Source organism: Paraburkholderia sp. BR10872, from assembly GCF_040965835.1.
Taxonomy (GTDB): Bacteria; Pseudomonadota; Gammaproteobacteria; order Burkholderiales; family Burkholderiaceae; genus Paraburkholderia; species Paraburkholderia nodosa_A.
This window is the reverse complement of the sequence record NZ_JBFRCN010000063.1, coordinates 17,921-41,823: the sequence shown is the minus strand read 5'-3', so window position 1 is coordinate 41,823 and position 23,903 is coordinate 17,921. Positions and strand designations below refer to the sequence as shown.

The window sequence follows — 23,903 nt, the reverse complement described above, 5'->3', positions numbered from 1 at the left end:
ATACAAAGCCGCTCGCGGCATGGGGTATAAACGCATCATTCCCTGCACACGGAGTCCGAACATGCACGCCGATGGACTTGCGGCCCGCCGCACACCGCCGGTTTTAGCGGGCGGCGCGGCAATGCGCGCGCTGCACTGGCCGCGCACGCTGTTCGCGCGCCTCGCCCTGATCCTTTGCGTCGGCCTCGCGCTCGCGCAGGGGCTGTCGTTCAAGCTCACGATGACCGAGCGCAACGACGCCACCGCGAACATGATGACCAATTACATCTCGCGCGAAGTCGCCATCTCCGTGGCGCTGCTCGACCATCTGCCCGCCGCCGAACGTGCCGCGTGGCTGCCGCAGCTCGCGCGGCGCACTTATAGCTTCATCCTCGGTCCCGGCACGCCGGGCGAGCCGCCCGAAGCGAGCCGCTCGAAGAGCGTGGCCTCGGCCATCGCGGCGGGCCTGGGTGACAAGTACGCGCTCACGACCAATTCGGTGCCCGGCAAGCACGAACGCCTGCAGATCCACCTGCAGCTGTCGGACGGCTCGCCGCTCACGATCGATTACCGCCCGGGTCCCGCGCTGCCCCTGTCGGGCTGGCTGCCGGCCGTGCTCATCGCCCAGCTCGTCGTGCTGGCGGCGTGCTGCTGGTTCGCGGTGCGCACCGCCACGCGGCCGCTGCACGAACTCGCGCGTGTGGCCGACGCGCTCGGCCCGGACCTGAAGGCGGAGCGTCTGGAGGAAGAAGGGCCCTCCGAAGTGGCGCGCGCGGCGCGAGCGTTTAACGCGATGCAGGAGCGCATCTCGGCGCACGTGGCCGAACGCATGCAGATTCTCGCGGCCATCTCCCACGATTTGCAGACGCCGATCACGCGCATGCGCCTGCGCGTGGACCAGATGGACGACGAAGCGCAAGCGGGCAAGCTCGCGCAGGACCTGCACGAGATGGAGCAGTTGGTGAAGGAGGGCGTGGCCTACGCGCGTACGCTGCACGGCACCGGCGAAGCGCCCGCCCGCGTCGACCTGGATGCGCTGCTCGACAGCCTCGTATGCGACTACGTGGATGCGGGCTCGCCCGTGACCTTCGAGCGCCGCCTGAACGTGGCGATCGTCACGCGCGTGCAGGCTCTGCGTCGCATCGTCGGCAATCTCGTCGATAACGCGCTGAAGTACGGGAGCACGGCGGCCATCGAGGTGAGCGCGTCGCCGCAGGACAAGACCGTCACGATCTCGGTGCTCGACAGCGGTCCCGGCATTCCGGAGGAAGCGCTCGAGAAGGTGTTCGAGCCGTTCTACCGGCTCGAGACCTCGCGCAACCGGGGCACGGGCGGCACGGGTCTCGGTCTCGCAATCTCGCGCCAGCTCGCCGTGGCGATGGGCGCGGAGCTCACGCTGCGCAACCGGCCCGAAGGCGGCCTGGAAGGGCGGCTCGTGCTGCGCGGCGCGCAGGCGTGAATGGCGGCGCGCCACGAGCGCCCGGTCGTGCGAATCAAGCGGTTACTCAGGCGAGCGGAATGAACACGTTGAACTGGCCTTCCTCGGGATGGCGCGAGCGATGGCCCTTGCCAATGGTGTCTTCGCACAGCACGACCGTGCCCGGCTCGCAGTGGCGCGTGTCGCCGTCGCTCGTTTCGAACTCGACCCAGCCGGTCATCCAGATCACGAACTGACGAACCGGCGTGGTGTGCCAGTCCGCCTCCTTGAGGCCGGCCGGCACCCAGCCGAAGCGCACCGCCTTCGCCGGCTCCCACGTCGACAGGTAAATGGGCGGGATGTTCGGAAAGAGCTCGAGTGGCGTGAGCGGGATATCGATGTCCTCGAAATGGGACTCACCCTGGGCGTCGGCGTAGATGCGCAGACATTTCATGGGGACCTCCTGGAGCCGTTCTCTGCGTTTCGCTCGCTATCAGCTTGCGAGCATAAACAATGCCGGTTTGTGGCTGGCCCGGCTGTGGTCATCGCCGGCCATTTCAGGTCGATATGCGTCGCGCCGGATGGGCGCTAGCGGTCATTGTCGTCCCGAATCGGGCGGGGCGGTTCCAGGTTGTACGCGGCGGGTGGCGCGCTATCCATCACCCATCGAAATAATGGAGAGCAAGATGAGCACGTCGACGAGCACGACCCGCTGGAAGGGTTCCTGTCATTGCGGTGCGGTAAAGTTCGAAGTCCACACGCCGATCGAGCCGGCCGGGCGTTGCAACTGCAGCCTGTGCCGCCGCAAGGGCGCGCTGATGAGCCCGCCGTTCGAGGGCCGTGAGCTGACGATCCTCGCGGGCGAAGACGCGCTCACGCTGTACCAGTTCAATACGCGCGTGGCGAAGCACTTTTTCTGCAGGCACTGCGGCATTTATCCGTTTCATCAGACGCGCAGGGACCCGGCGCGCTGGCGCGTCAATCTCGGCTGCCTGGAGGGCGTGGACGTCTACGCGCTCGAACCGTCGGTTGCCGACGGTGCGAGTCTTTCCCTGGTGGAGGACGCATGAAACGCCTGCTCGCCATCCTGTTCTTCGCGGCGAGCGGCCTGGCTGCGGAGATTGCGCATCCGGTGTACTGTTCGTGCATCGCAGAAACCCGTTCACGCCTCGCGCGCAAGGAGAAAAATACCAATGACGGAAAAGATGGATCACGTTCTGATCGTCGATGACGATCGCGGCATACGTGAACTGGTCGGAGCCTACCTCGAAAAGAACGGCATGCGCGTGTCGCTGGCCGCGAACGGGCGCGAAATGCGCTCGGTGCTGGAGGGCGGCGCGCCAGACCTGATCGTGCTCGACCTCATGATGCCCGGCGACGACGGGCTCGTGCTATGCCGCGAGCTGCGTGCGGGCAAGTTCCGCGCCGTGCCCGTGGTGATGCTCACCGCGCGCAACGAAGAGACGGACCGCATCGTGGGCCTCGAAATGGGCGCCGACGACTATCTACCCAAGCCGTTCGCCGTGCGCGAACTGTTCGCGCGCATCCGCTCGGTGCTGCGCCGCACACGCATGCTGCCGCCGGGCATGGAAGTGAGCGAGGCGGCGCAACTGCTCGCGTTCGGCGACTGGCGACTCGACACCACGGCGCGGCATCTGCTCGACGCCGAGGGCACGATCGTCGCGCTGAGCGGCGCGGAATACCGGCTGTTGCGCGTGTTTCTCGACCATCCGCAGCGCGTGCTCACGCGCGACCAGCTGCTGAGCCTCACGCAAGGCCGCCAGGCCGACGCGTTCGACCGCTCGATCGACCTGCTCGTGAGCCGGTTGCGCCAGCGCCTGCGCGACGAGGCGCGCGAGCCGCGTTACATCAAGACGCTGCGCAGCGAGGGGTATGTGTTCTCCTCGGCGGTGACCACGGTCGAAGCGCCGGAGTAACGCCGGCCCGAGTCAGGTCCGGCCGAAGAAATGCAGCAGTGCTTCGGCCACGGCCGCGGGCTGCTCCTCCGGCAGGAAATGGCCGCAGTGGGCCAGCGTCGCGCCTTGCACTTCATCGGCGTAAGGGCGCAGCGGACCGGCCATGTCGGCAATCGAGCCCTGATCGGCGCTCAGCGCGAGAACGGGCATCCGCAATTTGCCGCGCGTGCTCAACTCGCGATTCTGACGCGCCGAAACATCGGCCGCTCGGTAGTAGGCCAGCCCCGCGCGCAATCCGCCTTCCTTCGTGAACACGCGCAGATATTCGTCGATATCGGCATCCGTGAAGGTCTGCGGATTCGCCGTTTTGCGGCGCAGAAACCACTCCAGATACGCGCGCTCCTTGCCCGCTATCAGCAGCTCCGGCAGATCGGGCACCGCATGGAAGGCGAAGTGCCAGGTGCGCCACGAGCGCTCGGGCGCGACTGGCAGCGCTTCCGGCAGCGTGATGCCGGGAATGCCGGCGTCGAGCAATGCGAGGCTCGACACTTCATCGCCGAAAAGCGCCGCATAGGGATAAGCGACCCATGCGCCGACGTCGTGGGCGGCGAGGTGGTAACGGGGCGCTCCGAGCTTGCCGATCAACGCGTGCAGGGCGGTTGCGAGCGATTGCGTGTCGTAGCCACCTTGTGGGCGGTCGGAATCGCCCTGGCCGGGCAGGTCCGGTGCGATCACGCGATAACGCCCGGCGAGCAGCGGCATGACCTTGCGCCACGCGAACCAGCTTTCTGGATAGCCTGCCAGCAGCACGACTGTTTCGCCATCCTTATTTCCGCCGATTACGTAATGGAGCCGTGTGCCTTCGACAGTTTCGAAGCGATGCGCGAAGCCGGGCAGGACGGGGTCGGCCAGCGACGGTGGACCGTGGTCGATGATGCGTGAGAGCGTACTCATGACGTGAAGCTCCGTTGGTTTTGAGGAACACAGGCATAGATTGGAAATATTTGTTTCCAAATTAACCAAAAAAATTTCAACGCAGCAAGCGCATGGCTTCGTCGGCCGCGGCAAGCATGTCGCGCTGCGTGCGCCCGGATTTGCCGATCAAACGAAAGCCGTGGAGCAGGGCGAGCAACGTGCGCGCCATCGCCGGGACATGGACTTCCGCTGCAACCGAGCCGTCTCGCTGGCCTTGCTGGAGGAGTTCGCGCAGCATCTCTTCGGTGCGCCGCATGGCGGCTTCGATGCGCGTGGCGACTTCGTCGTCGAAAGTGGCGAGCGCCGTTGCGCTGGAAACCACGAGGCATCCGCGCCGACCCTCGCTGCCATGGGAAGATTCGGCGTAGAAAAGGAAGATGACGCGGATCTTCTCGCTTGCTTTGGACTGCTTGTCGAGGCGATGACGCAGTTCGGCGTGGCGCGTAGTGACGTAATGGTCGAACGCGGCGAGAAAGACACCGCGCTTGTCGCCGAATGCCTTGTAGAGGCTCCCTGCTGTCAGGCCCGTTGCTTCGCTGAGATCGCCTACTGAGGTGGCGTGGTAACCGCGCTCGCGGAAAACGCGCACGGCGCCGTCCACGACAGTTGCCATGTCGAACTCGCGTGGGCGGCCGGGGGAGCGGGCCAGGGGTTGGGATGGGTGCTCGGATGCCATGGGGAAGATTATAGGAAATGTTTATTTCCTAATCAACAGCCTCATTTCAAACACCTCACTCCACACTCTCCCCCCGCCCCTTATGCTGCGCCGCGAGCCTTTCCTGATGCGTCGGCGGCACCGGATCGTAGTGGCTCAGCTGAATGCTGTAATTCCCATGCCCGCCCGCGAGTGAATTCAGCCGCGACTGATAATCGTTGAGCTCGGCAAGCGGCACCTTCCCCGCAATGACCATGGCCTGCCCGCCCATCGTGCGCGTGCCATGCACCTGCCCACGCCGCGCCGAAAGATCGCCGATGATGTCGCCCATCGCGGCCTCGGGCGTCATCACCTCGATATCGACAATCGGTTCGAGCACGATAGGCTGCGCTTTCAATACCGCATCGATAAACGCCTTGCGCCCCGCGGTAACGAACGCCACTTCCTTCGAATCCACCGGATGGTGCTTGCCGTCGTACACGATCACGCGCACGTCCTGCATGGGAAAGCCCGCGAGCGGCCCGCTGTCGATCACCTGCAAGATGCCTTTTTCCACGGCAGGCATGAACTGCGAAGGAATCGCGCCGCCTTTCACTGCATCCACGAACTCGAAGCCCGCACCGCGCGGCAAGGGCTCGACGCGCAACATGACTTCGCCGAACTGGCCCGCGCCGCCGGTCTGCTTCTTGTGGCGGCAATGGCCTTCGGCTTTGCTGCCGATCGTCTCGCGCCACGCAATCGTCGGCGGACGCGTCACGACGTCGAGTTTGTACTGATCGGTGAGCCGCTCCAGCATGTAGCGCAAGTGCAGTTCGCCCAGGCCGCGGACCACGGTTTCATTGGTCCCTTCGGGGTGATCGATCTGCAGGCAAGGATCTTCTGCCGCGAGCTTTTGCAGCACTTCCCACACGCGTTGCTCGTTGCCGGGTCGCGCCGGCTCGATAGCGAGACCGTAAATCGGATTGGGAAACGCAGGCGGCGTAAGGTGGATGTTGCCGTCTTCGGGCGCGTCGTGCAGCACGGCGTCGAAGCCGATATCGTCAGCCTTCGCCACCGCGCAGATATTGCCGGGCCCCGCGCGCTGCACCTCCGTATGCTCCTTGCCCTGCAGCATCAGCAGATGCGCGACCTTGAACGGCTGTCGCGCGTTGCCGATATAAAGCTGGCTGTCGCGCGTCACCGTGCCCTGATGAATGCGAAACACCGCCACCTTGCCGATATACGGGTCCATCACGATCTTGAACACATGCGCGAGCACGTGCTTGTCGGCATCCGGCTCGGCGCGCACGGGCTCCTTGCCTTCCTTGCCCTCCACTTCGCGGTAGAACAGCGGTGGATTGCCTTCGGTGACATTGGGCAGGAGCCGCACGAACACGTCGAGCAGTTGCGCGATGCCCGCACCCGTCGCCGTAGAAGTGAAGCACACCGGGACGAGATGGCCTTCGCGCAACGCGCGTTCGAACGGCTCGTGTAGTTGCTCGGGGCTGATGGCTTCGCCTTGTTCGAGGTACAACTCCATCAACTCGGGATCGAGTTCGATCACCTGGTCGACGAGCGCATTGTGCGCTGCCTCCACGGAATAGAAATCGGCCTCGCCAGCCGGGTTGAAAAAGCAGTCCACCACTTCGCGGCCGCCTTGCGCAGGCAGATTGATCGGCAGGCAGGTCTTGCCGAAGGTCTCCTGGATCTGCTCGAGCAGCCCCGGCAAATCGACCTTTTCCGCGTCGATGCCGTTCACGATGATCATCCGGCACAGCTTGCGCTGCTGCGCGTACGCCATCATGCGGGTCGTCGTCATCTCGATGCCGGTGCGCGCATTGATGACGATGGCCGCCGTTTCCACCGCAGGCAGCGCGCTCATCGACATGCCGGCGAAGTCGGGGTAGCCGGGTGTGTCGAGCAGGTAGATGCGCGTGTCCTGGTGGTCGAGGTGGGCGATGGCGGAGTTGAGGGAGTGGTGGTATTTGCGTTCGAGGGGATCGAAATCGCAGAGGGCGGTGCCGCGATTCACGCTGCCTGGCGCGTGCAGCGCGCCGCCCTGGTGCAGGAGCGCTTCGGCAAGCGAGGTCTTGCCGCAGCCGGCATGGCCGACCAGAGCGATCGTGCGGATGGCTTCGGGACTGTAATCCATTTGTCGATCCATTGTTGTACAGATTTATCCGGTATGACCCACGAGCGTTTCCAAATTTCACTGTATAATCAATAGGTTGCCAACATAATGAGTCCGGTTCGATCCATTTTGTTCCGACTGCTGCCATGTGTCCAGTGGTGGGCTAGATGGTGGGTCAAAATCCTGGGAAATACCCTATGCCGATGCTGACCGACCGCGCGCTGCGCAACCTGAAACCCGGCGACATGCCGCTCAGTGATAGTCAGGTACCCGGACTGATGATTCGACCCAATGCTAACGGCGGCAAGTGGGCGCTACGTCTACGTCGCTGCGCGACGCCCGAGCGCGTGCGCTGGCAATGCGCAGCCAGATCGATGGTGGCCATGACCCCATCCAGGAGCGCAGACGCGAGCAGGTGATTATCGAGCGGGATGCGAAGGTGCCCACGTTCTTGCAGGCCGCCGAGAAAAAGCATGAGAAGGCTAAGAGTGCCTGGAAGCAAGCCGACGGCAGAAACGTGCGGCGGTGGCTCAGTAGCGTGAAAGCGCACCTGGCGCCGCTGCTGGAGCGCCGGGTCGATACGCTCAAGCCGTGTGACTTTTTCGATGCGCTCACGTCCGCATGGATCGAGTGCCCGCGTGTCGCGGATAACGTCTTTCAGCGTGCTAGCGCAATCATGGAATGGGCGTTCGCGGCGTACCGTTCATTCGCAACGCCGCGGGCCAACGATCTCGCTCCGCATGCTGTCCATTACAAAAGCCTCGCCGTCTTTCAAGGTCCTATATGACATTTGGTGGCGCTCATAGAATGCGACCTCCTCACCGACCGCCTCCGACTCGGGATGATCGGATTGAAAGTGCACGACGAGGGAAAACGGTAAAATTCCGAGCCCGTCCCAGACCACAGCCGGATCGTATCCCGGAGGAACTTCCGTGGGATCGCTGACGTGATCGAGTGCGCGCAGCGTGCTCGACGCAACGACCGCTGCCGCACTGAATCCCGAGTAGACGATTCTGTCACGTTCGAGCAAATCCGCTATAGCGACATCGAATCCGCTCTGCTTCATCGCCCTGCGAAGTATGAATGCGTTTCCACCGTTGATCCATACCGCGTCGAACTGCTCGAGTGTCTCATCTACGCGATCAGTTGTTCCGAAGAACTGCCGAAGATCAAGTTCCTGCACAGTGAAGCCAAGTGCTCGAAGTTTGATTGTTTGATTCTCCAGCCATTGGGCGCGCGCCGCTTCGCGATGGTCAAGTGCGTTGACGACAATTGCCGCTCGCAATTGACCACCGACCAAGCCGACGAGTTGTTCTGGTCTGGCGCCCACATCGAAGGAAGAAAGGTACACTCGCACAGCGAAGTCTCCGGCGAACTTAAGATGTTTTGGAATCGTCCATGAAAAAGAATACTTTGTCGGATGTGACTTGCTCGCCGCCCGATGCCAGACACGTTTCCGGTATTGTTCGCATCGCTAAATAAGTTCGGCGATGCGAACAATGATCAATGCCGCTGGAACGAGCGCTGCCTGAGCGCACAGCGTCCCGAGCACACGCGCACCCGCGAGGGTTGTAATGGCCCGCCGGAAGCTGTTTTCCGAAATCCGGCCTTCGATTACGTCGTCAGTCATCACTGAAACTTGCGGATCGATGACGAGTGCCAACACCACCGTCGCAAAACCATTGATAACGGATGACAGATTCGCACATGTAACCCGCAGATCAGGATTGAGGTATCCAGCGTAGAGCGACGCGAAAACGCCGACTGTCCAGATCGCCATTGCGACGACGTTTAGCCCGATGACTTTCCAGGAAACGCCCGCCCCAGTCGCTAGTTGGATGACGTTGTGGCGGGACGGGAGCCGCGCTCCAAGCCGAATGTAGCTGATGCCTCCGCGACTGAAGATATGGAGTAGCAGACGAGGGATCGAGCGATTTGCCTGGAAGTGGTCGACAGCGCGGCTGAAATAACGTTGAAACGTGGGAATCAGAAACGCACCGACAGTGCTTGCCGCCGTGGCGGTTAGCAGAAAGAGCCGAAAGTCCCCGAGCAAACCGTGCTCCAGGTGACGCGCGATATCCAGCTCAACCCGCTTCGCGATGAATGGCCCCTGAAAGGAATTTGCCGTCCGGGAAACAAGGGCGATGATTCCGAATAGGGAAAATGACACGGCGATACGGCGCGTGCGAACGCCGGCAATCCGAACCGCATATGCTAGCGTCGCAATCACATGGATTACGAATGTAAGCCCGCATATCATCAACAGCTGAATGTCCATGTCGTCGGCATACGGTTGGCATGAATCGAAGCCTCCAACTGTACACTGCCGCTCCGATTGTTGACGACGTTGGTTCACTCGTCGTGTGACGGGAATTGGCCGAGCCGAACCGAACCTCGCAGAGGGGCTTGCGCCGGCGCAGCCGGTACAATTAGGCAACAACCCTGCCGATGCGCGAACCGATGACTGACCTCGACCGATTTCTGGCGGAAGCGACTGCCGGCGGCAAAATTCCCGGCGTATCGCTAGCCGTTCTTCACGCGGGGACAATAAGCGCCGAGCATTACTTCGGCGTTCGTGGTGCGCACGACCGCGCAGGTGTCGATGCAGCGACCGTCTTTGAGGCTGCGTCTCTCACCAAACCGCTCGTCGCCTACGTTGCGCTTCAGCTTGCCGAAGAAGGGCTGCTGGATCTGCACAAACCCCTGTTCGACATCTGTGGAGAGTACGTACCCGGAGACTCGAATGCTCGGCGAATAACAGCCTTTCATGTGCTGACTCACACGAGTGGTCTTCCGAATATTGTCCGCGACCAAGCTCCACTCCGTACGTATTTCGTCCCCGGCGAGCGATTCAGCTATGGCAGCAGTGCGTTTGCATGGCTTCAGCGCGCGATGGAGGCCGTAAGCACACGCCCACTAGAAATGTTGGCGCGAGAGCGCGTATTCGAGCCGTTGGGCATGCGTCATTCGAGCCTTGAGTGGCAGGAGCGCTTCGCGGTCAACCATGCGCAGGGCCAGGGATGGGAAGGCGAGCCAGTGCCTAAGCGTCGCGTGCAAACGGCGCAGGCCTCCTGGTCACTTCTGACGACGGCATCTGACTATGTCAGCTTCATTCAGCATGTACTGGCTCGCCGAGGCTTGGCGGCCACGAGCTACGATCAATGGTTCGTGCCGCGCATCAATACGCGCCAAGGCGACGACACCGAAGACCTTATCGGTCAGAACCCGCCCGATCTGAACGTTGCCTGGGGATTGGGCTGGGGGCTCGAACCCTTTGAAGATTGCTTCTTTCACTGGGGAAACAACCCGGGATTCCGGGCACTTGTTCTCGCCAATCGTGCGACGCAGGATGCAGTCGTCTGGTTCGCCAATTCGGCCCGAGGCATGAGGCTGGTACATACGGTCCTACCAGAAGCCGTTCCCGGCGAGCACCCCGCCATCGAATGGCTTCGGATCGGTAGCTTGTGACCCATCGTCACGGGCGTTGAGCGACCGAAACCGGCAATCCCATACTGACACGATTGGTTCACAGACACGGGCGACTAAAGTCCCCCTGAGCGGCCCCTCCGCAAATTTCCACTACCGCCATTGGATCGTTGGCGTTAGCGGCCAATTCGCTTGACCGGCAACGCGGTCTCGATCACCGTCTCGTGTTCGCGATAGACTTGATATGCGGTTGATCCCTCTCGCCAGGAAAACACGCTATCGACAGAAGTGCTCAAGTACAGAGCGGCCGCAAAATCATCGATGGCAATGGAAGGTGGGACCGTATATGCTTTTTGCGCAGCATGCAGCATGCAGCGTCTCGCGTCTCTTTGGATCGCTGCTGTAGTGAACGGCGCAACCACCGGGCAGCAAGCCAAGGCAGTCGAGCGGACGATAAGCTGCCCCCCAAAACGAATCGGTCAGACCGGCCTCGTACCAACACATTGCGCCCGCACTCATGCCCGCGAGCAGCACGCCGCTCTCCCACGCCTCCCGAAGAACTGTGTCAAGCCCCCACTCGCGCCAGACAGCTAGTGCTGATTTTGTATTTCCACCGCCGACATAAATGGCGTCCTGCTCAAGCAGCCTTGTGCGGAAATCGGTGGTAAGGATCGACTTCGAGTCGGGTTTCCGAAAGAACGCAAGATGAGAAGTCTCACAGTCCATGTCGCCGTAGGCGGCGTGGAACTTGCCAAGATGCTCAGGCAAGTCTCCGCTTGGTGTGGCCAGGTAGCAGATACGTGGTCGCGCCTTTCCTGTGAGACTAACGATATGCTGGTCGATGGGCGAGGGTGCGTCTTCCATCATGAAGCCGCCACCACCTATGGCAAGGATACGCCGCATGGATGCTCCGTTCGTTGATCGTCTGTCGTGGCGCCAACCCGGTAGGCGGTTGGTTTTGCGATTGTCGACGATCCAGATGAGGTTGTCGAACGTCCGCAAGAGGCGGTCCCAGCCCGTGGACGGCGGGGCAGTCGATCCGTCTGGCGACCCTGCTCGACACCATCGCCGCCTCACCAGACGTCCGCTGAGGTCGCCACCCCTGTGTCGCGCATCTGCGCGGCATTCCGGCGACCGTATCGTAGTGCCGGTGCTCTTCGAGGTGGCTCAGGGTTTGGTGAAGGCGTAGCCGTCAAGGGTCGCTCCGCCGAAGTAGGTGCCGGGGAACTCGCCGAACTCCGTGAAGCACTCGCCGTTGACCGGATCGAGGATCAGCAGCCCCTCGCCCTGGATGCCGGCAATCACGACGAAGTGGGTCCCGCCGCTGAGCCAGGTGATCGAGGCGACAACAGGTCGCCCGGCGTCGATCTCGGCTCTGAGATCGGCGAGAGTCAGATCCGGTCCGTGATAGCTGGCGTAGTTGCCGACCGTCTTCAACGCGTCGGTCACCCCGCCGGATTTCAGATAGCGGGTGTCGATCCCCAGGCGGGCGTCGTCGAGCACGTAGCGGGCGCCGATGGCGTAGGGGTTGGCGTAGCGAGCGGCCAGGTCGGGGTTCTGGATCAGTGCCTGCGCCGACGGGCAGGCAGTGGTGTTCGTCGGGAACCCGTTGATCTCCTGTCCTATCTGCGTCATCACCTCGCATTGCTTCCAGGTGCTTGCCGGGTCGTAGAAGTGATCGACGGTGGCGCCGCAGGCGATCCAGCACCACTGGTCACTCTGCTGGTACTGCAACCGCACCGCGAGGCGGTTGGTCACGTCCGGTACGTACGTCTGCACCTCGATCGGCTTGGCGTCGAGGACGGTGATGTCGGTGACGACGTTCAGCGGCGAGTTCCAGTCCACATTGACGACGAAGGTGACGCCGTGGTTGGGGTCGTAGGGTGGTCCGTGGGGGCAGACGTTGTCGGCGGAGATCGTCGCCGCACCGATGAACCGGACCTTGTTGTCGGCGTACTCCGACGCCGTGACGATGACCGTCGAGTCGTGGTCGATGGCGTCCCAGTTGAAGTTGAGGGTCGTGCGGCCGAGGAACTTCCCCCAGTACTTGCGGATGGTCAGCGGCATGATCCCAGCCTCAGTACTGGATCTCGATCGGCGCATCGTCGAGAACGGTGACGTCCGTGACGATGTTCAGCGGCGCCCCCCAATTGACGTTGACGACGAAGGTGACGCCGTGGTTGGAGTCGAATGGCGGCCCGTGGGGGCAGACGTTGTCGACGGTGATGGTGGCCGCGCCGATGAAACGGTGCTCGCTGTCGGCGGGCGTCGTCACCTTGTACTCGGCGGCGGTGACGATGACCGTTGAGTCGTGGTTGATGGCGTCCCAGTTGAAATTGAGCGTCGTGCGCCCCTGGAAGGGGCCCCAATACTTTCGGACGGTTTGCGGCATGTCGGCACCCCTGTCGCGTTGGAGAGTAGTAACCTCAAGCGCCCTCTGGGTCGACCTGTGATGGTCTGAGGTGCCTGGATATGGCAACCGTGACGTCGCGCAATCCTCGTTTCGGACAGAAAAAGGCTAGATGATTTGACGTAGATGACCAGGGGCGACGAAGCGTATATGTAGGGCAACGCACATAAGCGGCAGGCGGACACATAAACCCCATCCCAGGGCAAGCGATACAGGCTCGCGCATGTGAACGGCCGCTGGAAGGGGTGTGTGAGTCATCCGAACATCGGCGACGGCCCGAGAGCGAGTGGCCCTTCATGGGCCGCCTGCGGCCCGACGCGGATGCCCGCAGGCGACCCGATAGCGGACCAAAGCGCTGTTGGACATCTATGGCCGCTCCGCTTCGGTTCAGAGGTCATTTGAGCGGACAGCCAGATTCGACGGGGCGCACGTTCTGCGGCGGATTCTCTAGTTATCCAAAATAGCTGATCCCCGAGACAATCAACAGCAGATTCACAAGCCGTACGAAATGATTGTCGGACAGCCGTTTATAGAGCGTCATGCCGATCGCGGTTCCGAGCAGCGACCCGGGTATGCAGAGCAGAATGGCTGGGGTGAAACCGGTTTTGCCGGCGGAGTGTCGCAAGAGACTAATTGCAGCGAGCGCAGCGACCTGCGTGATCAGGATAAACGGCTGATACATGGCACGCTGGCGGTCCTTGTTCCACCCCTTGAACCCGCACCAGATGGTCACGAATGCTCCGGGAAAGCCGGCCGCGCCACCCGTGACGCCGCCGAGAAATCCCGCCAAGACATCGAGTGCCTTCGCCTGGCGCCGGATGACGAGCGGCCGCCTGGCGAGCATGTAGCACCCGTAGAGAACCAGGAACACACCAAGCACGTGGGTGTAGACGTGACGATCCAGCGTGAGCAGTACGGCGATGCCCAGGGGCAGTCCGACCCCGCCGCCGACCAGGAAAACAGCCAGCGGCCGCCACTGGATATCCCGTTTGAGTGACCAGACCATTGCTGTCTGGTTCGCGATACTGCAGACAATCATGATCTGGACGACCTGCACCGGGTCGGCGGAGAGATGGAACAGCATTGCGCCGCAGACTGCGGAGAAGGCGAAGCCCGCGATGCTGGATATGCCAGACGCCAGAAAAACGGCACCGATGACAAAGACTTCGACGCCTTCGTGCACGGACAAGGCCAGGCAAAGTGCCGTGGCGAGCACGAGCACCGCCCACTGAAGTTTGACCTGCCAGGGGTACCATCCCGTTGCCGGGGGCAATGACCGGGCTGGTCCCGCGGCGCTCTCGGGCGCGGGCTGAGGTTCGCTATCCATTTGCCGTGTCTCTCCGTGTTGGACATTACAGGAAAGGCCAGTATTTCCCGCCCGTTGTGGCGGGAAGCGCGCGTTCAAGGATTGATTACATCGGTGCGGCGGGTGCGCTGGCTCGCCAAGTCGCGCGCGGCAGCCTTGTCCCGCGTCCGCTGGGTGTCGTCGCACCATGAAACATCGAGTGCCCAGTGCTGTTTAGTTCCAGTTGATGACGGTCGCGGCTGTGAGCGGCACATCAGTATCGAGCACCGTGATACGCGTCGGTACTACCTGAAAAGGTGATACCCTCATGCTCACCGAAGATCGGTGATCCGCACATTCTTCTTGAGGACGACATGCTTCCATTCGCGGATTCCACCAATCCACCGGTGCACGATGACGTCTATGCACTCTGGGATCGGCTGGCCGAGTTCTCAGCAGGTGATGGCGATGTCGCGCTGTCCCATCTGCTAACCAAGCTCTGTGCCATGGTCAAAGCACAGAATGCGCTTTGGGCCGTTGTCGTGCGATTGCCTTCGCTCGCGCCAAAGGATCCTTTGTTCGGCTGGCGTCCACGACTGGTTCGGCTTCTGCATCCGGTACCGGCGATGGTCGCTTCGGTGCAGGAGCAGTACGACACGCTCTGGTCCGGCCACGTCGACTCGTCACATGTCGTGGCCGCCTCAGGGAACGAGCCGTTCTGCGCCAACCTGCTCTTCGAGGCGATGCCCGCCGAATGGTTTGAAGGTGAGCACTATCGGCGCCACTACCTCGAAGTCGGCCACGGCGACAGCATCCAGGTGCGTTGCTCGCTCAATGACGATGTGCGGATTCATCTCTTCGTGTTTCGCGATGTGCGGGCACCCCGATTCTCTGCGCCGGATCTCGAGCGTCTGGGTTTCGTGATGCACGGGCTGAGATGGTTCAACCGGCAGCAACTGCTCAGCCACGGCCTGCTCATCGCCGACGCGCCCCTGACGACGGCCGAGCGAAGGGTGCTGCTGTGGCTGCTCGACGGACTCACGGAAAAGCAGATCGCGCAGAAGCTCGACCAAAGTCCGAACACGACGCATGTCCATATCAAGGCGATCTACGCCAAATTCAACGTCCGGAATCGCTCAACGCTCACCGCGCTGTGGCTCGGCAAGCTGAGATAGCAAACTGCAGGCGCTGGCGTTGCAGGCGACGATGGCGAGCCACCCGCGCAAGGCGAGGCCGAAAGGCTTCTTGTCCGTGGATGCAAATCGCGGAGCCTCCGCGCTGCGCGAGATAAAGATGTGCACGCGGACATCCTCGTTGAGGTCGCAACGCATTGACATGCTGTCTGCGTGGCCGACGGCCAGGTCGGCCAGAGGGCTCATCCCGGAGCGCGAACATCGAGTCGTCAGGCTGGCTGTCCGAAGTGGACTGGACAGGTCGCACCGGCACGGGCCGAGAGAGAGTCACGCGATCACCTATTCAGGTTATGTTCGGGTGTCAGCGAATCATCTACGATTAGACCCATGCCGCTATTGCATTGCAGCGTGCCCGCCTTGAACGTGCCGCTGTCGACAGCACAGCTGGATGCCATTGAGTGCCGCACAGTCCGAGGCCCGCAGACGCCCAAGGTATCGCCTGCGTCGCGATTTGTGACGCGGAACTAGCGCTTCGATCAGTAACTACAGCTGGCGATCGATGATAGCAGCTGGCACTCCTTGCTCCATTGCTCAGGCATCCCAGGTTAACCGCTTGCCGGAAAAGTAGACTGCCGTTACGAGCTCTTTTTGAACTGGCCTTTTAAGGAACCTCGACATGAGATGCGCGAGCCGGGTCAACATTGTTCGAACCTGCTGCCTGCTCACGGCGATGGCCACCGCCGGGGTCCAATGCTGTATTGCCGCGACCGGTAACGACGATTTCGATTCTGGGCTAGAAGACTCCGCCGTATTTTCCCGTGCTTCGGGAAACACTCCGTTTCCGCGCTTCGACGCATCGCAGATTCCGTTTGCTCCGCAGCCCGCACTGGATGACTCAATTGCCCTTTGTATTCCGGACCTCTACTGTTCACTCGCAGTGCGATAGCGCAGTCGGCGCGATCGCGCTCAACGATAAGAAAAGTCTATTCAAGGCGGGTGTTTGCCCAATGAGCACCGACCCCTCCGGGAATTGAATCAGGTTGTGGAATCAAGGCGCCTCAGCACCGAGCGATCGGCTCGGGACGGTCTGCCAAAGCCACGTGATGGGAGCACCAGACGAGGACCCGTCGCAAACAAGCAGGAGGAGCAACTATGCGCGCGCAAGACATCATGACTGCGTCCGTCATCACTGCCACACCGGACATGACGATCCACGAAGCGGCAACACTTTTGGTCGAAAACCATATCGGAAGCATGCCGGTCGTCGACGAGAACGGACAAGTTGTCGGTATCGTCGGCGAACGCGATCTTCTGCATCGAGTGGAGAACAGCACCTGCCACAGAAAGCGCCAGTGGTGGCTCGAACTCCTGTTGTCGTCCCCCCGCGCTCAGGCCGCGAGGTATCTGAAGGAGCACGGGCGCGTCGTCGGCGACGTGATGTGCGAAGAGGTGATTTCGATCTCGGAGGACATGCCGCTCCAGCGGATCGCGGACCTCATGGAGCGTCGACGTCTCGACAGCGTGCCAGTGTTGAAGAGTGGCACGCTGATCGGAAATCTAAGTCGCTCGAACCTGATTCGCGCACTCGCGCGGATTGCTCCGGTCGTGGAATTAGTTTCGCGCGATGACGCGAGCCTGCGCGAAGAGATAGTCCGGACGATGCACGGGCAGAGCTGGGGATTGCCCAAAAACTGCGTGCGCGTCAAGGATGGTGTCGCGCATCTATGCGGGGTGATCGAATCTGTAGAGGAAAAGCGGGCCATCCGCGTTGCGGCGGAGAGCGTGCCGGGCGTCAAGCGTGTGGAGTACCATCTTGAATATCCAAACGTGATTCCGGCCCTGTAGCTCACGATCGCAAGACGCGTGTCGATCGTCCGGGCTGAACGACGAATCACTGCGATCGTGACGGTCACGTCAAACCGGGGGGCGAAATATCGACGGGTTTCGATCGCGGGCTTCAAATCAGGCAAGCGCTCGACGTAGGCAATCACACCACTGACGCCATGTCACGGCTCAATCTGCCGACTGATCTGCGCGTCCGTGGTGCGGCTTGCAGCGCCGGATTCTCGATTCGATCTTTTTAGAGAAGGTCCGCTGTTCGCTGCCGAACAGCCACTCGAATGACTGAGTGGCTGCGATCGTAAAAGGCAGCTTCTGGGCCGACCACCGTCGCATGCCGTACACAGTGCCATCGACGGAAAGCGAGCCAGAGCGGTCCAGCAGGCAGGCGCTCGGTGGACGGCGAATTGGCAGTGCAAGCGGTATATCAGGAGGTAACCGCTCGTTCATCACGGAGCGTCGCCGTGAGTATCATCGCCACGCATGCAATCGCCGACGCGGTGATAAAAACGTCCTTGAGCGAACCAAACCAGGCTACGAAATTGCCCCCCATCACGTTGCCCAATGTCGTTCCAAGACCGAGAAAGACGTTGGCAACACCAAACACCGTGGTTGCCGAGCAAGGGTCCATAGTCTTGCTGATATACGCGGGAATCAGTCCGTAAATCGCATAGAACGAGAGACCGAAACACACGGCGGCCGCTCGCAATTGCCATGCTTCGGAATGGAAAGCGATCAGGAGACCGGAGCCGGCGAGTGCAGTGAAGGAGAATGCGAGCGCAATCCGTGCCCCTGCCTTGTCGGCAGCCATCCCCGCGGCAAATCCGCTGAACAGTCCCACCGCGCCAATCGTCGACCAGACTTGCCCGATAGTTGCCAGGGAATGTCCCTCATCGGCCAGAAAGCTTGACAGGTAGTTTTGCCACGGCCCGCAAGCCATTCCGCTCAACGCAAGCAGTATCCAGACCGTCAGGTTGGTGCGAGTCATCAATTGCCACCGGCCGCCGGACGCGCGACGACTTACGGCGCGCTTTGGCGCCTTGCGGCTGAAAACCTGTGGAGCGAAGCGGCGAAGCGCAAGCAGTCCCACAAGCGCGATGACGAGCGAGACCGACCCCGCCACAATCCATATGGAGTGCCAACTGTGTGCTGGTAAGCCCCGCGACACAAGAAGACCATTCGCGAATTGCCCATAGGCCGTGCCGCTCGAAACCAGACCATTGACGCGGGAACGGTACCCGAAGGGAACTGTACCGGAGATTGCACCGACGCTCGGGACCATCATGAAAGCCGCCGTCGCCCCAAGTCCGGCGAGAACGAGTCCGACCGACATTACGCTCTGGACTTTCGCGAACAGTAGCAAAAGCAAGGCTGCCGCAGTGACAGCGCCCACAATGACCTGCCCCTCGCCGAAGCGGGTTGTGAGGCGCGGAGAAACTAACGCCGCAACGAGGTACGCCGTCTGGGTCCCACCAGTTACGATGCCAATCGCCGTATAGTCGATTCCGAGACTTTGCCGCATCACTGGCACGACCAGCACAAAAAGATAGAGCCCAAAGCCGAACACGACCGCCACGAACAGCGTGAAGACGACAGCAACGCTGATCGTGCGTACGATCGACTGGGTTCTCGTGGAAGTCATTGCGTGCGTCGCCATAGTCGACCTATATCGATAAGTAGCTATATAGAAAGAGTACAATATAGGTTGGTCCCGTCAAGGAAAATCTGAGCAATGTCGAAAATGGACAATGTCGATGAGAACCAGCTGCAGGAGGCGCTGCATGCACTCTCGAATCGCCACCGGCTGACGATACTCATTTGGCTTACCGAGCCGGAAAAGCACTTTCCACCGCAGCGGGACGCGGACCTTGTGAAGGATGGGGTCTGTGTCAGCTTCATCACCGAGAAGACTGGCCTCAGTCAGCCCACTGTCACCACGCATATGCAGGCGCTGGCAGCGGCAGACCTGGTGACTTCGAAGAAAATCAAAAACTGGGTGTACTACAAGCCCAATAGCGTGGCGATCCAACGCTTGCTCGACGACTTGGATCGCGCGCTACGCCACACTTGACCGATACGCTTTCCACAACTGGAGTGGGGCTCCGCATCAGACATCGCGTATGTGCCGAGAGGGGCGTTTGTTGGGGGGCGGAACGACGCTTTGGTGACCAAATGCAGCGGTTGCTACTGACTGTTCGTGGCCCGACCTCTCCACCGATGCGGTCGGCCTCAGCCGACCCATCTTAGTCCTTCGGCGGTGCGAGAGTGACTGGCCGCTCTGGACGCGATCGCGCCATTGGGAACATACCGGGTTAGCGAGCCCGTGGTTCGCCGTCTGTCCTTCTCACGACTGCGGACGACTGGTGCTTAATGCTTAACTCGTTCTCGTTGATCGATGCTCGCGCTTCCCGACGAAAATGGTACAGATCAGACAGCAATCTTTCGCCCACATCGAGAAGGCTGATACCAGCGGCGGTCAGTGTGATGGGATACGTAGCCCGGTCAACCAAGGGGGCGCCATACCAGGCCTCCAGGGCCTTCACCCTGCGACACACAGCCGTCGGCGTTGCATGACGCACCTCTGCAGCCTTTGAGAAACTGCAAAGCTTTCCTACAGCGACGAAATCTTCCAGCCAGGTAAGTTCCACAAGCCTGCTCCCCGCCGCCATGCTGCCCTGATGGGACGCGTTCGCGGCCCAAAAAACTACCCGGGTTTGATGTTCGCTGCCTGTTTTCCCTTGGGGCCCTGCTTGACTTCAAAGCTCACCTTCTGGCCTTCCTGAAGGCTCTTGAAGCCGGAGCCCTGAACCTCGGAGAAATGCGCGAACAAGTCATCGCCGCCGTCGTCCGGGGTGATAAACCCAAACCCCTTTGCATCGTTAAACCACTTGACAGTACCGGTTGCCATACTCTGGATGTTCCTTGGAAGATGGGGGCTAGTTGATGCCACTGGCCTGCGCCAAACGTCCTGCCAGCAGTTGTTCCGTCGCCGACACATTTACGGACGCCTACTGGCAGCTGCAGTGTGACGTCTCGCACGATCCGTACCTGCAGTCATTCGCCCGTCGAGACGGGTGCGTGGACACAATCCGCTTTGTCACGTATGGCGCGGGAAAGGTCTTTCGGCGGGGCATTTACGTCGGTTCGAATTTGGCTGTAATTTTTGGAGCGGCTGATGCGCCGCGGCCTAATGCACCGGGCAGGCCGGTGTACCTATGCATGGCCAGCGCAAGCACGCGAAACGAATTCCAACGCGCGGAGTTCGACGTCACTAGGGGCAGCGCCGGTAGCGCTCTAGCATTCCAGCATTCCGAGGCCCGGCTAGCGGATGACCGTTCATCAGCGCGGTGTGGGCGCTTATCGACCCATCTGAGACGGTTGCCGGTTCTCGTCCCAGCCTCGGCTTTCCCCTAAATAGCTGCCACTGGTCGCTCGCCATTCATTCATTCGGCACTCACCTACATTTCCAAAAATGTTGAAATATCGAATCGACTGTCGTATCCTTGCGCCATGAACTCGAACCTTGCCGTCCGCCTGCTTGGCGCGCTTGCCCACGATTCCCGACTCGCGATCTTTCGAGCCCTCGTTGTCGCGGGTCCGCAAGGCATGGCTGCGGGTGAAATCGCACAGCAGCTTGGCCTTGCCCCGTCGAGCCTGTCGTTTCATCTGAAAGACCTGTCTCATGCTGATCTCGTGAAGTCGCGGCAGGACGGACGATTCGTGATCTACACGGCGAATTTCGATGCGATGACCGGGCTGATCGGTTTCCTCACGGAGAACTGCTGCGCCGGTGCAACCTGCGTTGCGGGCGGTCTTCCCGGGGCATGCGGCGACGAGCAGTGACGCGCGAGCCCTTGTCAAAGAATCCGCTGTAATCGTATTTCCGGAGACGTCCATGAGCAGCAAAACGTACAACGTCCTGTTCATTTGCACCGGCAACTCGGCACGGTCCATCCTGGCCGAAGGCCTCATGAACCACTACGGCGCTGGTCGCTTCAACGCTTATTCCGCCGGCAGTCACCCGGCGGGACAGGTCAATCCGCTTGCGTTGCAGGCGCTGCAGAAATTCGGCGTTGGAGCGGAGGGTTTTCGCAGCAAGAACTGGGAAGAATTTGCGACGGACGGTGCGCCCGAAATGGACTTCGTGTTTACCGTCTGCGACGCAGCGGCCGGCGAAGTGTGCCCGGTCTGGCCGGGGCAGCCGATTACGGCCCACTGGGGCGTCACCGATCCGGCAACTGTGGAGGGCAGCGAGGAAGTCAGGAAGCAGGCGATGTGGGATACCGCCGTCACCCTGAAGCGCCGCATCGAGCTGTTCCTTTCGCTTCCGCACGAAAAACTGGACGCGGTCGCGCTGCACCATGCTGTGCGCGACATCGGCAAGCAATGACTGAGATCCAACCATGACCACTAACATTCTCATCCTCTGTACCCACAACTCGGCGCGCAGCGTGCTCGATGAAGGCATGCTCAATCACTGGGCACAAAAGCTCGGCAAGGATGTGCGCGCCTATAGCGCGGGCAGCACGCCGAGCGGTCGCATCAACCCATTCGCGCTGGAAGCGCTGTCGAACGCGGGCATCGCTACGGAAGGCTATCGCAGCAAAAACTGGGACGAGTTCGCCGCGGACGGCGCTCCCCAAATGCGCGTGGTCATTACCGTATGCGACAGCGCCGCCGCGGAGGAATGCCCGTACTGGCCGGGCAGCCCTGTCCAGATGCATTGGGGATATGCCGACCCGTCCAATGCACCGGGAGGTGACGAGGGCAAGCGGCAGGCGTTCGAACTGACGCGTCAGGCGATCGGTTATCGCATGCTGCAGCTGCTGGCGCTTCCGCTCGATACGCTGAGCAATGCGGAACTACAGCAAGCCCTGATCAGCATCCAGCAAAGTTGATTTCCATCGGGCAGTCCAATGAACACCCCTAACGTCACGTCGCCGGCAAAAGCCACATCGAAGCCGGCCATCAGTTTCTTCGAGCGGTATCTGACCGTCTGGGTTGCGCTGTGCATCTTGGTCGGCATCGTGCTGGGCCAGTTGCTGCCAGGCGTCTTCCAGACCATCGGACGGATGGAATACGCGCATGTGAATCTCCCTGTCGGGCTGCTGATCTGGGTGATGATCATCCCGATGCTCGTGCGGGTCGATTTCGGCATGCTGCACGAAGTGCGTCAGCACGTCAGAGGAATCGGCGTCACGCTGTTCGTGAACTGGCTCGTCAAGCCGTTTTCGATGGCGTTTCTCGGCTGGGTCTTCATCAAGCACGTCTTCGCGCCGCTGTTGCCCGCCGACCAGCTCGACAGCTATGTGGCCGGTTTGATTCTCCTGGCTGCCGCGCCGTGCACGGCGATGGTGTTCGTATGGAGCCGGCTGACCGGCGGCGATCCGCTGTTCACGCTGTCGCAGGTCGCATTGAATGACAGCATCATGGTCATCACGTTCGCGCCGCTGGTCGGGCTGCTGCTCGGCATGTCGGCAATTACGGTGCCGTGGGCGACGCTGCTGACATCCGTTGTGCTCTATATCGTTATTCCAGTCATCCTCGCGCAGATTCTGCGCAAGGTGCTGCTGGCAAAGGGGCAGCCTACGTTCGACGCTGTCATGGCGAAGATCGGCCCGTGGTCGATCACGGCGCTGCTCGTGACGCTCGTGCTGCTGTTCGCATTCCAGGGCGAGGCAATCATCCGTCAGCCGCTCGTCATTGTGCTGCTGGCTGTTCCGATCCTGATCCAGGTGTTTTTCAACTCGTCGCTCGCGTACTGGCTCAATCGTGCAGTCGGCGAGAAGCACAACATCGCCTGCCCGTCCGCGCTGATCGGCGCCTCCAATTTTTTTGAACTGGCGGTTGCCACTGCCATCGGCCTGTTTGGTTTCGAGTCGGGCGCGGCGCTCGCGACGGTGGTTGGTGTGCTCGTCGAAGTGCCGGTGATGCTGCTCGTGGTGCGCGTCGTCAATCGTTCGAGAAACTGGTACGAATGCGCATGAACGCTATCGCCGTCTATCTCGCACAGGTCATCGATGTGGAGCGTGAGCATGTCTGAACGCATCGCGGATCTTCCGCAACTCGACACTGCGCTGTTTTGCGTGCCCGATATCGGCCAGTTGCGACCCGCCACCGTATCAACGCATCCACCGCGGTTCCTGCTGCTCTATGGCTCCCTGCGTGAGCGTTCGTTCAGCCGGTTGCTGACTGAGGAGGCCGCGCGCCTGCTCGTTGCAATGGGTGCCGAGGTCCGCACCTTCAACCCGAGCGGCTTGCCGCTGCCCGACGATGCGCCGGAAAGCCACCCAAAGGTCGCCGAACTGCGCGAACTCGTGCAATGGTCGGAGGGCATGGTCTGGTGTTCGCCCGAGCGTCACGGGGCGATGACCGGAATCATGAAGTCGCAGATCGACTGGATTCCGCTGTCGATGGGCGCCGTGCGTCCAACGCAGGGAAAAACGCTGGCCGTCATGCAGGTGAGCGGTGGATCGCAGTCGTTTAACGCTGTGAATCAGATGCGCGTGCTAGGCCGCTGGATGCGCATGCTGACCATTCCGAACCAGTCGTCCGTTGCAAAGGCATTTCTGGAGTTCGACGAGGCGGGACGCATGAAACCTTCCGCCTATTTCGACCGTGTCGTGGACGTGATGGAGGAACTGGTCAAGTTCACCCTGCTCACGCGTGACATCGGCCCTTATCTGGTCGACAGGTACAGCGAGCGCAAGGAAAGTGCCGAGGAACTGTCGAAGCGCGTGAATCAGCCCAAGCTCTGA

27 protein-coding genes are annotated in these 23,903 nt (G+C 61.3%); 14 read left to right on the top strand and 13 right to left on the bottom strand.

What is annotated here, in order from left to right; translation table 11 throughout:
- Positions 1 to 121: 121 nt before the first annotated feature.
- The gene (locus tag AB4Y43_RS34420) at positions 122 to 1,438 is read left to right on the top strand and encodes an ATP-binding protein (RefSeq protein WP_368619249.1); all 1,317 of its coding nucleotides are present in this window, start codon (positions 122 to 124) and stop codon (positions 1,436 to 1,438) included.
- A gap of 46 nt (positions 1,439 to 1,484) precedes the next feature.
- Here AB4Y43_RS34420 and AB4Y43_RS34415 read toward each other — a convergent pair whose 3' ends face one another.
- Positions 1,485 to 1,850 carry a hypothetical protein gene (locus AB4Y43_RS34415; protein WP_133181087.1) on the bottom strand — a complete coding sequence of 122 codons (366 nt, stop codon included), beginning with the start codon at positions 1,848 to 1,850 and terminating at the stop codon, positions 1,485 to 1,487.
- Between the two features lie 232 nt (positions 1,851 to 2,082).
- Between AB4Y43_RS34415 and AB4Y43_RS34410 the strand changes: the two genes are divergently transcribed.
- The 3 genes from AB4Y43_RS34410 to AB4Y43_RS34400 are packed head-to-tail and all read left to right on the top strand — an operon-like array spanning position 2,083 to position 3,333.
- A complete protein-coding gene (locus AB4Y43_RS34410) occupies positions 2,083 to 2,466 on the top strand; it encodes a GFA family protein (protein WP_368619219.1) in 384 nt (127 codons plus the stop codon).
- The gene (locus AB4Y43_RS34405) at positions 2,463 to 2,627 is read left to right on the top strand and encodes a hypothetical protein (RefSeq protein WP_165979342.1); all 165 of its coding nucleotides are present in this window, start codon (positions 2,463 to 2,465) and stop codon (positions 2,625 to 2,627) included. Before AB4Y43_RS34410 ends, AB4Y43_RS34405 begins: the two co-directional genes overlap by 4 nt.
- Entirely contained in the window at positions 2,590 to 3,333 is a 744-nt protein-coding gene (locus AB4Y43_RS34400; protein ID WP_069266943.1) for a response regulator, read from the top strand. The genes AB4Y43_RS34405 and AB4Y43_RS34400 overlap by 38 nt, the downstream gene beginning before the upstream one ends.
- A gap of 12 nt (positions 3,334 to 3,345) precedes the next feature.
- On the opposite strand, the gene AB4Y43_RS34395 is transcribed toward AB4Y43_RS34400, so the two are convergent.
- From AB4Y43_RS34395 to fusA, 3 genes are all read right to left on the bottom strand, one after another.
- Positions 3,346 to 4,266 carry an alpha/beta fold hydrolase gene (locus tag AB4Y43_RS34395; protein ID WP_368619220.1) on the bottom strand — a complete coding sequence of 307 codons (921 nt, stop codon included), beginning with the start codon at positions 4,264 to 4,266 and terminating at the stop codon, positions 3,346 to 3,348.
- Positions 4,267 to 4,342: 76 nt separating this feature from the next.
- Positions 4,343 to 4,900: a TetR/AcrR family transcriptional regulator gene (locus tag AB4Y43_RS34390; RefSeq protein ID WP_368619221.1), complete on the bottom strand. Its 558-nt coding sequence runs from the start codon at positions 4,898 to 4,900 to the stop codon at positions 4,343 to 4,345.
- A gap of 118 nt (positions 4,901 to 5,018) precedes the next feature.
- Entirely contained in the window at positions 5,019 to 7,073 is a 2,055-nt protein-coding gene (fusA, locus tag AB4Y43_RS34385) for an elongation factor G (protein WP_368619222.1), read from the bottom strand.
- Between the two features lie 176 nt (positions 7,074 to 7,249).
- On the opposite strand from fusA, the gene AB4Y43_RS34380 reads away from it, so the two are divergent.
- Positions 7,250 to 7,471 (top strand): hypothetical protein, encoded by a 222-nt coding sequence (locus AB4Y43_RS34380; protein WP_368729820.1) that lies wholly within the window; start codon positions 7,250 to 7,252, stop codon positions 7,469 to 7,471.
- Positions 7,472 to 7,755: 284 nt separating this feature from the next.
- Here AB4Y43_RS34380 and AB4Y43_RS34375 read toward each other — a convergent pair whose 3' ends face one another.
- The gene (locus AB4Y43_RS34375; RefSeq protein WP_368729819.1) at positions 7,756 to 8,403 is read right to left on the bottom strand and encodes a Type 1 glutamine amidotransferase-like domain-containing protein; all 648 of its coding nucleotides are present in this window, start codon (positions 8,401 to 8,403) and stop codon (positions 7,756 to 7,758) included.
- Positions 8,404 to 8,526: 123 nt separating this feature from the next.
- Complete coding sequence (locus AB4Y43_RS34370) at positions 8,527 to 9,330, bottom strand: lipid II flippase Amj family protein (RefSeq protein WP_368619225.1); 804 nt, start codon at positions 9,328 to 9,330, stop codon at positions 8,527 to 8,529.
- Between the two features lie 182 nt (positions 9,331 to 9,512).
- Here AB4Y43_RS34370 and AB4Y43_RS34365 point away from each other — a divergent pair, with 182 nt between their 5' ends.
- On the top strand, positions 9,513 to 10,520 hold the full coding sequence (locus tag AB4Y43_RS34365; RefSeq protein WP_368619226.1) for a serine hydrolase domain-containing protein: 1,008 nt from the start codon (positions 9,513 to 9,515) through the stop codon (positions 10,518 to 10,520).
- 273 nt (positions 10,521 to 10,793) lie between these two features.
- Here AB4Y43_RS34365 and AB4Y43_RS34360 read toward each other — a convergent pair whose 3' ends face one another.
- The 4 genes from AB4Y43_RS34360 to AB4Y43_RS34345 all read right to left on the bottom strand — a co-directional run bounded on the left by AB4Y43_RS34360 (position 10,794) and on the right by AB4Y43_RS34345 (position 14,215).
- Positions 10,794 to 11,480: a Type 1 glutamine amidotransferase-like domain-containing protein gene (locus AB4Y43_RS34360; RefSeq protein ID WP_368729818.1), complete on the bottom strand. Its 687-nt coding sequence runs from the start codon at positions 11,478 to 11,480 to the stop codon at positions 10,794 to 10,796.
- Between the two features lie 165 nt (positions 11,481 to 11,645).
- Positions 11,646 to 12,545 carry a papain-like cysteine protease family protein gene (locus tag AB4Y43_RS34355; RefSeq protein WP_368619228.1) on the bottom strand — a complete coding sequence of 300 codons (900 nt, stop codon included), beginning with the start codon at positions 12,543 to 12,545 and terminating at the stop codon, positions 11,646 to 11,648.
- A 10-nt stretch (positions 12,546 to 12,555) separates the two neighbouring features.
- The gene (locus AB4Y43_RS34350) at positions 12,556 to 12,870 is read right to left on the bottom strand and encodes a hypothetical protein (protein WP_342949458.1); all 315 of its coding nucleotides are present in this window, start codon (positions 12,868 to 12,870) and stop codon (positions 12,556 to 12,558) included.
- A 469-nt stretch (positions 12,871 to 13,339) separates the two neighbouring features.
- Entirely contained in the window at positions 13,340 to 14,215 is an 876-nt protein-coding gene (locus tag AB4Y43_RS34345) for a sulfite exporter TauE/SafE family protein (protein ID WP_368729817.1), read from the bottom strand.
- A gap of 332 nt (positions 14,216 to 14,547) precedes the next feature.
- On the opposite strand from AB4Y43_RS34345, the gene AB4Y43_RS34340 reads away from it, so the two are divergent.
- Both AB4Y43_RS34340 and AB4Y43_RS34335 read left to right on the top strand, forming a co-directional pair.
- On the top strand, positions 14,548 to 15,348 hold the full coding sequence (locus AB4Y43_RS34340) for a helix-turn-helix transcriptional regulator (RefSeq protein ID WP_141710792.1): 801 nt from the start codon (positions 14,548 to 14,550) through the stop codon (positions 15,346 to 15,348).
- A 1,110-nt stretch (positions 15,349 to 16,458) separates the two neighbouring features.
- A complete protein-coding gene (locus tag AB4Y43_RS34335) occupies positions 16,459 to 17,151 on the top strand; it encodes a CBS domain-containing protein (RefSeq protein WP_069266918.1) in 693 nt (230 codons plus the stop codon).
- A 421-nt stretch (positions 17,152 to 17,572) separates the two neighbouring features.
- Here AB4Y43_RS34335 and AB4Y43_RS34330 read toward each other — a convergent pair whose 3' ends face one another.
- Positions 17,573 to 18,787, bottom strand: a complete 1,215-nt coding sequence (locus AB4Y43_RS34330) for an MFS transporter (RefSeq protein WP_069266917.1) — start codon at positions 18,785 to 18,787, stop codon at positions 17,573 to 17,575.
- A gap of 90 nt (positions 18,788 to 18,877) precedes the next feature.
- Between AB4Y43_RS34330 and AB4Y43_RS34325 the strand changes: the two genes are divergently transcribed.
- Positions 18,878 to 19,216: a helix-turn-helix transcriptional regulator gene (locus tag AB4Y43_RS34325; protein WP_083245449.1), complete on the top strand. Its 339-nt coding sequence runs from the start codon at positions 18,878 to 18,880 to the stop codon at positions 19,214 to 19,216.
- A gap of 241 nt (positions 19,217 to 19,457) precedes the next feature.
- On the opposite strand, the gene AB4Y43_RS34320 is transcribed toward AB4Y43_RS34325, so the two are convergent.
- Together AB4Y43_RS34320 and AB4Y43_RS34315 are read right to left on the bottom strand one after the other, a co-directional pair.
- Entirely contained in the window at positions 19,458 to 19,814 is a 357-nt protein-coding gene (locus AB4Y43_RS34320; RefSeq protein ID WP_368619230.1) for a LysR family transcriptional regulator, read from the bottom strand.
- A 35-nt stretch (positions 19,815 to 19,849) separates the two neighbouring features.
- Positions 19,850 to 20,053, bottom strand: a complete 204-nt coding sequence (locus AB4Y43_RS34315) for a cold-shock protein (RefSeq protein ID WP_368619231.1) — start codon at positions 20,051 to 20,053, stop codon at positions 19,850 to 19,852.
- Between the two features lie 602 nt (positions 20,054 to 20,655).
- On the opposite strand from AB4Y43_RS34315, the gene AB4Y43_RS34310 reads away from it, so the two are divergent.
- Genes AB4Y43_RS34310 through arsH form a run of 5 tightly spaced genes read left to right on the top strand, consistent with a single transcriptional unit; the run spans position 20,656 to position 23,903 of the window.
- Positions 20,656 to 20,988, top strand: coding sequence for an ArsR/SmtB family transcription factor (locus AB4Y43_RS34310; protein WP_368619232.1), 333 nt, complete (start codon positions 20,656 to 20,658; stop codon positions 20,986 to 20,988).
- A 52-nt stretch (positions 20,989 to 21,040) separates the two neighbouring features.
- Positions 21,041 to 21,535, top strand: coding sequence for an arsenate reductase ArsC (locus tag AB4Y43_RS34305; RefSeq protein ID WP_368619233.1), 495 nt, complete (start codon positions 21,041 to 21,043; stop codon positions 21,533 to 21,535).
- 13 nt (positions 21,536 to 21,548) lie between these two features.
- Complete coding sequence (locus AB4Y43_RS34300) at positions 21,549 to 22,043, top strand: arsenate reductase ArsC (protein WP_368729816.1); 495 nt, start codon at positions 21,549 to 21,551, stop codon at positions 22,041 to 22,043.
- Positions 22,044 to 22,061: 18 nt separating this feature from the next.
- Entirely contained in the window at positions 22,062 to 23,132 is a 1,071-nt protein-coding gene (arsB, locus tag AB4Y43_RS34295; protein ID WP_368619235.1) for an ACR3 family arsenite efflux transporter, read from the top strand.
- Between the two features lie 48 nt (positions 23,133 to 23,180).
- On the top strand, positions 23,181 to 23,903 hold the full coding sequence (gene arsH / locus AB4Y43_RS34290) for an arsenical resistance protein ArsH (protein ID WP_368619236.1): 723 nt from the start codon (positions 23,181 to 23,183) through the stop codon (positions 23,901 to 23,903).